The following is a 9,759-nucleotide window of genomic DNA, read 5'->3' on the forward strand; positions in this document are numbered from 1 at the left end:
GATTGCGGATTTTGCTCTCGTCTTGATCATCGGTACGGCCGCTAATTTTTCCACGCTCCAACAAACGTTGTATCAGCACCTCATCATGGGCATCCAAAGCAATGGTGGCATCGATTTTCATATCCTTCGATTCCAACAAGGAATCCAAGGCATCGGCCTGTGCGGTGGTACGGGGGAATCCATCAAAGATAAACCCGCTGGCATCGGGATTGGTATTTACAGCTTCCTCGAGCATCTTTATGGTCACGTCATCGGGTACAAGATTGCCGTAATCCATGTACGATTTGGCCAACTTACCGAGTTCGGTCTCGTTCTCAATGTTATAGCGGAACAGATCGCCGGTAGAAATATGTTTTAGGTTGTACTTTTCCTTCAAGAATTCCGCTTGCGTACCTTTTCCGGCACCCGGTTTCCCGAACAGCACGAGATTGATCATATGTTTATGGTTTAGTTGGTACACCTCCCTCAAGTTACGGCCCAATTCTTTGTAATCCAATCCATACCCTACGATGAACTTGTTGGGTATTTCTATCCCCCAATAATCGATGGCATATTCCCCATTATAGATTTCCGATTTATAGAAAAGACTCGCAATCTTGAACTCCTTTACGTTGGTATTGGAAAATAGATGCACCAGCTCTTTTAAGGTACGGCCGGTGTCAATAATATCCTCCAAAATAATCACGCTCCTACCCTCGATGTCTTCCGAAACATCGAGTAAAGTTTCGACGATACCTGTTGACGTAAGACCCTGGTACGAACTGAGTTTAACGAACGATACCTCGCATGGATGTGGATAGGCCTTTAAAAAATCGGAAACGAACATAAAAGACCCATTGAGTACCCCGACGAAAATAGGGGTTTCGTTTTTGTAGTCGGCGGCCACCTTTCCTGCAACGCTTTTAACGGCGGCCTGAATCTGTGCCTCGCTCAAAAAAGGTTTAAAATGTTTATCGTGGAGCTGTATCACGTGTCGAATTTTGGAAAAAGCCAAATATAGCGTTTTGATTTTGCTTTTTATATAGCGCAGGCCACGTTTTGGGAATTCGGCGTATTTTTGTAACAACAACACAACCTATGTCAATGCAAAAGTCAAAGGGCTATTTTTCTTCGGATTTTAAGTTAGGGATTTTAGGCGGTGGCCAATTGGGCAAGATGCTGCTCTACGAAACCCGAAAATTCGATATCCATACCGTCGTGATGGATGCTTCAGAGGAGGCCCCGTGCAAAATCGCCTGTAACGAATTCGTACTGGGAGAGCTGATGGATTTCGACGCCGTGTACAACTTTGGAAAAAAGGTGGATGTGCTCACCATAGAAATCGAGAACGTCAATGTGGATGCCTTGGAAAAGTTGGAAGGGGAAGGCACAAAAGTCTATCCCCCGACCAAAGCCCTTCGCATCATACAGAACAAGGCCCAACAAAAGCTTTTTTATGTGGATAAGGGGATACCGACCGCCGTGTTCCACCGTTTTGCCTACAAAAGTGAGATAGAGGACAGTATCGCCAATGGCGGGATGGATTTTCCCTTCATCTGGAAAGCCGCCCGTTTCGGCTATGACGGCCAAGGCGTAAAAGTGGTACGAAAACTGGATGACCTGAACGGATTGCCCGATGGGGAGTGTATCGCCGAAGAAATGATTGATTTCAAGCACGAACTGGCCGTTATCGTCGCCCGAAGCGTGAGTGGCGAGGTAAAGACCTACCCCGTGGTCGAAATGGAATTCCACCCCGAGGCCAATCAGGTGGAGTATGTTATCTGTCCCGCTCGAATAGATGCCAAAGTAGCCCAAAAGGCGCAGGAAATAGCCTTACTGGTGGCCGATAAGATTAAACATGTCGGACTTTTGGCGGTAGAGCTTTTTCAGACCAACGATGATAGGATTTTGGTCAACGAGGTGGCACCACGCCCCCATAATAGCGGGCATTACAGTATCGAGGCCAGCTATACTAATCAGTTCGAGCAGCATATTAGGGCCATTCTCGATCTACCCTTGGGCGATACGAAAAGTAAAGTCGCGGGCATCATGGTCAATCTGGTCGGCGCGGAAGGCCATACCGGCGATGTAGTTTATGAAAATATGGAGGATATATTGGGGATGGAAGGCGTAACCCCTCATATTTATGGCAAAAAACAGACCCGCCCCTTTCGGAAAATGGGACATGTGACCATAGTTAACGAGAATGTTGATGAAGCGAGAAGGATTGCACAACAGGTGAAGGAGACCATTAAAGTGATAAGCAAATACATATGAAAAAAGTAGCCATTGTAATGGGCAGCACCAGCGATATGCCCGTAATGCAGGACGCCATCGATATATTGAAGGAATTCGGCATCGAAGTCGATGTCGATATCGTCTCCGCCCACCGAACTCCCGAAAAACTTTTCGAATTCGGCAAAAACGCACATAAAAAGGGATACTCCGCAATCATCGCAGGCGCCGGGGGCGCGGCGCATTTACCGGGCATGGTAGCCGCGTTGACCCCATTGCCGGTTATCGGTGTGCCCGTAAAAAGCAGCAACTCCATCGACGGATGGGATTCCGTACTCTCCATTCTACAGATGCCGGGCGGTGTTCCCGTGGCCACCGTAGCCTTGAACGGCGCCAAAAACGCAGGGATTCTTGCCGCGCAGATCATTGGGACTTCCGATACATCCGTTCTCGATAAAATCATTGCTTATAAAGAAGCTTTGAAGACACAAGTTATCGAAGGAGCGAAATCGGTAAATAGTATGAAGTAAAAAAATCATGAGTTGAGAATTCAGGGTTATGAAACCCTAACTCGTAACCTCTAACTAAAGAAACCCATTTAAACTCATAAACTCCCTTAATGAACCCCCTACTCTTAAAATTCGATACCGCGCCATTTTCCCAAATAAAAAACGAGCATTTCAAACCTGCCTTCCTACGGGCCATTGAAAATGCCAGAGCCGAAATCGACGCAATTATAGATAATCTCGATGCCCCAACATTCGAAAACACCATCGAAGCCTTGGAGTTTGCAGGACAACAGTTGGACCGTGTATCAAGCGTTTTCTTTAACCTGAATTCCGCCGAAACGAACGAAGATATCCAACAAATAGCGCAGGAGGTCTCGCCCCTACTCTCAGAATTCAGTAATGATATTACGCTTAACCTTGATTTGTTCCAGAGGATAAAATCAGTGTACGATCAAAAGGATGCATTGAACCTATCCCCCGAACAGCAGACCTTATTGGAGAAAAAGTATAAAAGCTTCAGCCGAAACGGGGCCAACCTATCCGAGGATAAAAAGAAACGTCTACGGGAAATCGATGCGGAACTTTCAAAACTCAAACTGACGTTCGGAGAAAATATTCTGGCGGAAACCAATAAATACGAAATGCACCTAACGGACGAAGCCGATGTTGATGGCCTGCCCGAGGGCGAAAAGGAGGCGGCCACACAATTGGCCGAATCGAAAGACAAAGAAGGATGGCTGTTGACCTTGGACCACCCGAGCTACATCCCCTTTATGAAATATGCCGAAAATCGCGAACTGCGGAAAGAACTTTCCTTGGCCTTTGCCAGCAAGGGTTTTCACGGCGACGCGCTCGACAACCAAGAAAACGTACTGAAAATCGCCAATCTACGCCATGAAAGAGCCAATGTATTGGGCTACGAGACCCATGCCCATTTCGTTTTGGAGGAGCGTATGGCGGAGACTCCGGAAAAAGTACGCGAATTTCTCAACGAACTCTTACATAAGGCCAAACCCGCCGCAGAACGGGAGTTTAAACAACTCGAAGATTTTGCTAAAGAACTCGATGGTATCGACCGGCTCGAAAAATGGGACGGCAGCTATTACTCCGAAAAACTGAAACAAAAACTGTTCGACCTCGATGACGAAAAGTTGAAACCCTATTTCAAACTTGAAAATGTAATTGCGGGCGTTTTTAAAGTGGCCGAAAAACTGTTCGGACTCCGCTTTGAAGAAGTATCGGATATCGATACCTACCATGAAGAGGTCAAGACCTATCGGGTTTACGACGACACGAATAATTTTTTATCCCTTTTCTATGCGGACTTTCATCCCCGAAAGGGAAAACGTGGGGGTGCATGGATGACATCCTACAAACCGCAATATAAAAAGGACGGAGAGAACGTACGTCCCCATATTTCGAATGTGTGCAATTTTACGCGTAGTACCTCCACCAAACCATCCCTCTTAACCTTTAACGAAGTAACCACGTTGTTCCACGAATTCGGTCATGCCCTACATGGTATGCTGGCCAACACCTTGTATCCGAGCCTATCAGGCACTTCGGTCTATTGGGACTTTGTCGAACTGCCCAGTCAGGTGATGGAAAACTGGTGTTACGAGCAAGAGGCACTTGAGCTCTTCGCCACCCATTATAAGACCGATGCCCCCATTCCCATGGAACTTATCAAAAAAATTAAGGACTCGGCCACCTTTCAAGAAGGTATGCAAACCCTCCGCCAATTAAGTTTCGGATTGTTAGACATGTCATGGCACGGTACAGACCCCTCCAATATCACCGATGTCAAGACCAATGAGAACCTTGCTTTCGAAGGTACTAAACTGTATCCCGAAACCTCGGAAACCTGTATGACTACGGCCTTCGCCCATATCTTTCAGGGCGGTTATTCCTCCGGATATTACAGCTACAAATGGGCAGAAGTGCTCGATGCCGATGCCTTCGCCTATTTTAAGGAAAAAGGTATCTTTAATAAAGAGGTCGCCACAAAATTCAAGGATAATGTGCTCTCAAAAGGCGGTACGGAAAATCCGATGGTACTTTACAAACGTTTTAGGGGCGCCGAACCCAAGGTGGAAGCCCTTTTGAAGAGAGCAGGATTATTTGAAAATCACTGACACGAATACTTACAAATGAGTCAAAAAATTTGCGAAAAAGATTATGAAATACAAATTTATTCTCCTACATTTGTTGTTCATAAGTAGGTTAAAAAGGTTATATCAAAGTAATTTTTTTTAACGACTAAAGAGGGCGTGGGGACGCCCTCTTTTTTTATGGCCCGCGCCGAATCCATCCACAAGCTTCCACAGGTTAAGGTATCAATAAGTCTCTGGAATTCTTTTTGCATTAGCCCCTTATTCCCGACCTTCGCAAAAAATAACGACTATGATTCTATTTGTTGATATGGACGAGGTTATGGCGGACACCTATGGTGCACATGTCGAAATTTATAACCGTGAGTACAATGAATGTCTCACCCTTGAAACCTGTATGGGAAAAGAGGTTTGGCATACCGTGCCCGAAAACAGGCAGACCAGTGTACGGAACCACGCCCGTAACCGCGGCTTCTTTCGCGACTTGAACCCTATTGCCGACAGTCGCTCCGTGTTAAAAGAACTGAACGACAACTATGAAGTCTACATCGCCTCGGCCGCTATGCAGTTTCCCAATTCCCTTGAGGAAAAGTCCGAATGGCTCGATGAACATTTTCCGTTCATCCCTTGGCAACGACGTATCTTATGCGGACACAAGCACATTTTAAAAGGGGATATCCTTATCGATGACAGAAGCTATAATCTGACCGAATTCGAGGGTAGGACCTTACTATTTACGTCCCCCCATAATATGAACACCAATGGCTTCGAGCGGGTGAACAATTGGAAGGAAGTCGCGGATAAATTGCTTTAAATTTTATCGCTGCGAACCAATCTGCGTTCACAGCCGTTTCTACATGGCCTACCACATATTCCTCGGGAGTGCGGACATCTATCAATATCCCGGTATTGGCATCTTTCCGTGAAAATTCTGTGATAGATTTTTCAGTAATTTGGGCAAAGCCCATGGAAACTACAAGCAGTAGTAGACCTACAATACAACACTTCATGGCGACTCATTTCATCCAAAAGTAAAAATTATGGCGGCAATACAATTAAAAAGTAGTGATCAAAATGGCATGCAAATCGTTATGTCAAAATCGTTTACCTTTGAAGATGACAAAAACAAAATGACCGAGCACGTACTGAATCCGGAAAAATGGATCGATTCTTACGCCGATTATCTTTTCAACTATACGATAGGCCGGGTAAACGATGTCGAAGTTGCCAAAGATTTGGTACAGGAAACGTTTTTGGCCGGCCTCAAATCAGCTAAGAATTACAAGGGGGATGCGGCAGAACGCACCTGGCTCATCGCCATTTTAAAACGGAAGGTCATCGACCATTACCGCAAAACCAATTCCAAAAAGGGCAGGGCCGAAGTGCGAATGGACTATAGTGCGCGCATCGATGCGCAAGGCGATTGGCTTGAAGAACAAGTTGCAGATCCCTTCAGTACTTTTGAGAACAACGCTATAGAGACCCAAGAACTAGGGCGGGCCATTCATTCGTGCATCGCCAAATTACCCAAAAAACAGGCCTTGGTCTTTACTATGAAAACCATACAGGATATGGATACTGAAACTATTTGTAATGAACTCGATATTAACCCGTCTAATTTATGGGTAATGATCCATAGGGCGAGAACGGCCTTGATGGGCTGCCTAAACCAAAACTGGTTCCAAACATGACGATTTCTTGTGAAAAAGCTGCCCTTATCTGTAATAAGACCCAATACCGGGAAGCGACATTTATGGAAAAGATGAAACTGAAGTTCCATCTGTTACTATGTAAAAATTGTCCGGCATTTTCTAAACGGAATACCAAACTTACGGCACTCTGCCAAAAGGCCAATCTTCATAGCCTAACCCTAGAGGATAAGCGTAAAATGAAGGCCGTTTTAAAGGAAGGATCATAAAGGATTTTCCGTTGGATTATCCCACGGCTACCTTTGACTTAATACGGACCGACCATGCCTTACCAAACAATTCCTTTAGAGACCAACGAGTACCCACCAAAAAATAGGAACCGTCTCAACCAAGAAGGATGCATAATACCGGTGTCGATTCTTCTTCGTAGTCCAGATCAGCATCCCCAAAATCAAGCAAAGCACACCATTGGCCATCAGTTCGGTCCGGCTGACCGTGTCCTTCAGTAGTGTCAGCAAAAAAAAAGGCAGTATGGCGCAGGCCCCGATAATCTTGGTCCCGGTTATTCCAAAGCGTTGTGGTAAGGTTCTTAATTCCGGACTATCGTAAGCCAGATCGCGAATCTCAAAGGGCACCAGCAAAATCAAAATCAAAAGAAAACGTTGTAAGGTTTCGATCTGAACATCCCAAGAAATGGATTCCCCTGCTGCGATTACCGGCAGAATTACGGTCGCTCCCGCCCACACCATCGCAACCACAAAAATTTTCAGTCCGCCTAAACTCCGCAGGTTCTTTGTCCGAGGGAGCACGGGAATGGCATAGAGGCCCGTCAATACGACCAGACCGGCGATTACAATGTAAACCTGCATACTTAAAAAATAGCCATGGTAAAGCGCAAAACCCAAGGCTAGGAAACTTGCCCATTGTATGTGCATTTGATGCGGATCCGCCGCCAAAATATACTTCTCCGCCTCGACCCCGTATTTCACAAAATTATAACAAGCGATCGATCCAAAGAATAGAAACCAGCAAAGATGGGTATCGACGGAAATGTTCAAGGTTAGGCAGGTGACGTGGACCAATGCCAGAATGGCAAAGGAAACATGGATGCTGGCATCGAGATAAAAATCGAAAAGGCGGCGTAAAATCGGCATTGAACAAATGTAGGGAAACCGTTAATAAGTACCGTTTTCGGTTAAAAACTTTAATCCCATACAACGGAAATCTGACGGTTTTCAGACTATAAATCCTTAATTTCGCAACTCCTTTCAACCCTATTGTATGAGAACAGATGAATTTGCAACGCGCCATATCGGCATCAAGAACGAAGATCTTCGGCACATGCTCGAAACCGTCGGTACCGAGAGTTTGGACCAGCTGATTTTTGAGACCCTTCCCGAAGGCATTCGATTGAAAAAACCATTGAATCTGGAGGCTCCGATGAGCGAACACAAATTTCTGGCACACATGCAAGAGTTGTCCGAAAAGAACCAGTTGTTCCGTTCGTATATCGGATTGGGCTATCACGAAAGCCTCACCCCTTCCGTAATCAAAAGAAATATTTTGGAAAACCCCGGATGGTACACGGCATACACGCCCTATCAAGCGGAAATCGCGCAAGGTAGACTGGAAGCCCTTCTCAATTTTCAGACCGTGGTATCGGACCTTACCGGTATGGAACTGGCCAATGCCTCGTTGTTGGACGAAAGTACCGCAGCGGCCGAGGCCATGACCATGCTGTTCGATGTGCGCAGTCGTGATCAAAAGAAAAACGATGTTGTAAAATTCTTTGTATCCGAAGCGGTTTTGCCCCAGACGCTTTCCCTTTTAAAAACACGCTCGACGCCGCTGGGCATCGAACTGGTGGTCGGCGACCATTTGGAATTCACCTTCGGAAACGATTTTTACGGGACTTTACTGCAATATCCCGGAAAACATGGACAGGTAAACGATTATGCGGATTTCGTTGCAAAAGCAAAGGAAAACGATATCAAAACGGCAGTGGCCGCGGATATTTTGAGTTTAGTCTTGCTAACACCCCCAGGAGAATGGGGCGTCGATGTGGTGGTCGGCACCACGCAGCGTTTTGGCATCCCCTTGGGCTATGGCGGACCCCATGCCGCATTTTTTGCGACTCGGGAAGCCTACAAAAGGAACATTCCCGGTCGAATTATCGGCATTACCAAAGATGTCGATGGCAAACCCGCCCTGCGGATGGCCTTACAGACCCGTGAACAACACATCAAACGCGATAAGGCGACCTCGAACATCTGCACGGCGCAAGTACTCTTGGCGGTGATGGCCGGTATGTACGCGGTCTACCATGGTCCTGAAGGATTGAAATATATCGCCAAAAAGGTACATTCGACTGCGGTCACACTGACGGAGGCCCTCGAGAAATTAGGCCTGTACCAAATTAACACCTCCTATTTCGATACGACTACGGTCAAAACTGATGCGAAGGCACTACGCCCTGTCGCCGAGAAACATGCGGTCAATTTTTTATATGTGGATGAAGACACGGTTTCCATCGCCGTAAACGAAGCAACCTCACTGAAGGACCTCAACCAGATCGTTTCCATCTTTTCGAAAGCCCTTGGAAAGGATGCCGAAACCATCGATACCTTATCCCAAGAAAGCGCCATAGCGCAAAACGTTCAGCGCAAAGCGAATTACCTTCAAAACAAGGTATTCAACTCCTACCATTCCGAAACCGAACTTATGCGCTATATCAAGAAATTAGAGCGCAAAGATCTATCCCTTAACCACTCCATGATTCCCTTGGGAAGCTGCACCATGAAACTGAACGCGGCCTCTGAAATGTTCGCGCTGAGTATGACGCGTTGGGGGAATATACATCCCTTCGTTCCTATCGAACAGGCGGAAGGCTATCAAATCGTTTTAACGGAACTGGCCAAAGATCTGACGACCATTACCGGTTTTGCGGGCACTTCGTTACAGCCTAATTCCGGGGCACAGGGCGAATACGCGGGACTAATGGTCATACGCGCCTATCACGAGTCGCGAGATGAAGCCCACCGCAATATCTGTATCATTCCCGCATCGGCCCATGGTACGAACCCCGCCTCCGCCGTTATGGCCGGTATGCAAGTAGTGGTAACCAAGACCGACGAAAAAGGAAATATAGATGTGGCCGACTTGGAGGAAAAAGTGGCGAAACATTCCGACCATCTGGCGGCGCTGATGGTCACCTATCCTTCCACCCACGGGGTTTTCGAATCTTCGATCATGCACATCACCCAATTGATCCACGAT

General features: G+C 46.5%; 10 protein-coding genes. 7 read left to right on the top strand and 3 right to left on the bottom strand.

Annotated features, from left to right (window positions below):
• On the bottom strand, nucleotides 1–970 hold a 970-nt coding region (gene hpt / locus ACEW8S_RS00285; RefSeq protein ID WP_373516197.1), incomplete at its 3' end, for a hypoxanthine phosphoribosyltransferase.
• Between the two features lie 107 nt (nucleotides 971–1,077).
• Here hpt and ACEW8S_RS00290 point away from each other — a divergent pair.
• The 4 genes from ACEW8S_RS00290 (at nucleotide 1,078) to ACEW8S_RS00305 (ending at nucleotide 5,648) form a co-directional block, all read left to right on the top strand.
• Complete coding sequence (locus ACEW8S_RS00290; RefSeq protein ID WP_373516198.1) at nucleotides 1,078–2,256, top strand: 5-(carboxyamino)imidazole ribonucleotide synthase; 1,179 nt, start codon at nucleotides 1,078–1,080, stop codon at nucleotides 2,254–2,256.
• A complete protein-coding gene (purE, locus tag ACEW8S_RS00295) occupies nucleotides 2,253–2,744 on the top strand; it encodes a 5-(carboxyamino)imidazole ribonucleotide mutase (RefSeq protein ID WP_373516199.1) in 492 nt (163 codons plus the stop codon). Before ACEW8S_RS00290 ends, purE begins: the two co-directional genes overlap by 4 nt.
• A gap of 89 nt (nucleotides 2,745–2,833) precedes the next feature.
• Nucleotides 2,834–4,858: a M3 family metallopeptidase gene (locus tag ACEW8S_RS00300; RefSeq protein WP_373516200.1), complete on the top strand. Its 2,025-nt coding sequence runs from the start codon at nucleotides 2,834–2,836 to the stop codon at nucleotides 4,856–4,858.
• Nucleotides 4,859–5,126: 268 nt separating this feature from the next.
• Nucleotides 5,127–5,648 (top strand): 5'(3')-deoxyribonucleotidase, encoded by a 522-nt coding sequence (locus ACEW8S_RS00305; RefSeq protein WP_373516201.1) that lies wholly within the window; start codon nucleotides 5,127–5,129, stop codon nucleotides 5,646–5,648.
• Here the strand turns inward: ACEW8S_RS00305 and ACEW8S_RS00310 are convergent.
• Nucleotides 5,569–5,844 carry a rhodanese-like domain-containing protein gene (locus ACEW8S_RS00310; protein WP_373516202.1) on the bottom strand — a complete coding sequence of 92 codons (276 nt, stop codon included), beginning with the start codon at nucleotides 5,842–5,844 and terminating at the stop codon, nucleotides 5,569–5,571. The two genes, ACEW8S_RS00305 and ACEW8S_RS00310, sit on opposite strands and share 80 nt — an antisense overlap.
• A 120-nt stretch (nucleotides 5,845–5,964) precedes the next feature.
• On the opposite strand from ACEW8S_RS00310, the gene ACEW8S_RS00315 reads away from it, so the two are divergent.
• Nucleotides 5,965–6,525, top strand: a complete 561-nt coding sequence (locus ACEW8S_RS00315) for a sigma-70 family RNA polymerase sigma factor (RefSeq protein WP_373516206.1) — start codon at nucleotides 5,965–5,967, stop codon at nucleotides 6,523–6,525.
• Nucleotides 6,522–6,752, top strand: a complete 231-nt coding sequence (locus tag ACEW8S_RS00320; RefSeq protein WP_373516203.1) for a hypothetical protein — start codon at nucleotides 6,522–6,524, stop codon at nucleotides 6,750–6,752. The genes ACEW8S_RS00315 and ACEW8S_RS00320 overlap by 4 nt, the downstream gene beginning before the upstream one ends.
• A gap of 75 nt (nucleotides 6,753–6,827) precedes the next feature.
• Here ACEW8S_RS00320 and ACEW8S_RS00325 read toward each other — a convergent pair whose 3' ends face one another.
• Entirely contained in the window at nucleotides 6,828–7,637 is an 810-nt protein-coding gene (locus ACEW8S_RS00325; RefSeq protein ID WP_373516204.1) for a hypothetical protein, read from the bottom strand.
• 127 nt (nucleotides 7,638–7,764) lie between these two features.
• Here ACEW8S_RS00325 and gcvP point away from each other — a divergent pair.
• A partial coding sequence (gene gcvP / locus ACEW8S_RS00330) for an aminomethyl-transferring glycine dehydrogenase (RefSeq protein ID WP_373516205.1) occupies nucleotides 7,765–9,759 on the top strand: 1,995 nt, incomplete at its 3' end.

Source organism: Pricia sp., from assembly GCF_041745955.1.
Classification (GTDB): domain Bacteria; phylum Bacteroidota; class Bacteroidia; order Flavobacteriales; family Flavobacteriaceae; genus Pricia.

What these genes read in the sequence shown, in the direction of transcription:
- ACEW8S_RS00320 (WP_373516203.1), top strand. Translation starts at nt 6,522, where the DNA reads ATGACGATTTCTTGTGAAAAAGCTGCCCTTATCTGTAATAAGACCCAA.
- ACEW8S_RS00310 (WP_373516202.1), bottom strand. Translation starts at nt 5,844, where the DNA reads ATGAAGTGTTGTATTGTAGGTCTACTACTGCTTGTAGTTTCCATGGGC.
- ACEW8S_RS00325 (WP_373516204.1), bottom strand. Translation starts at nt 7,637, where the DNA reads ATGCCGATTTTACGCCGCCTTTTCGATTTTTATCTCGATGCCAGCATC.
- purE (WP_373516199.1), top strand. Translation starts at nt 2,253, where the DNA reads ATGAAAAAAGTAGCCATTGTAATGGGCAGCACCAGCGATATGCCCGTA.
- ACEW8S_RS00290 (WP_373516198.1), top strand. Translation starts at nt 1,078, where the DNA reads ATGTCAATGCAAAAGTCAAAGGGCTATTTTTCTTCGGATTTTAAGTTA.
- ACEW8S_RS00315 (WP_373516206.1), top strand. Translation starts at nt 5,965, where the DNA reads ATGACCGAGCACGTACTGAATCCGGAAAAATGGATCGATTCTTACGCC.
- ACEW8S_RS00305 (WP_373516201.1), top strand. Translation starts at nt 5,127, where the DNA reads ATGATTCTATTTGTTGATATGGACGAGGTTATGGCGGACACCTATGGT.
- ACEW8S_RS00300 (WP_373516200.1), top strand. Translation starts at nt 2,834, where the DNA reads ATGAACCCCCTACTCTTAAAATTCGATACCGCGCCATTTTCCCAAATA.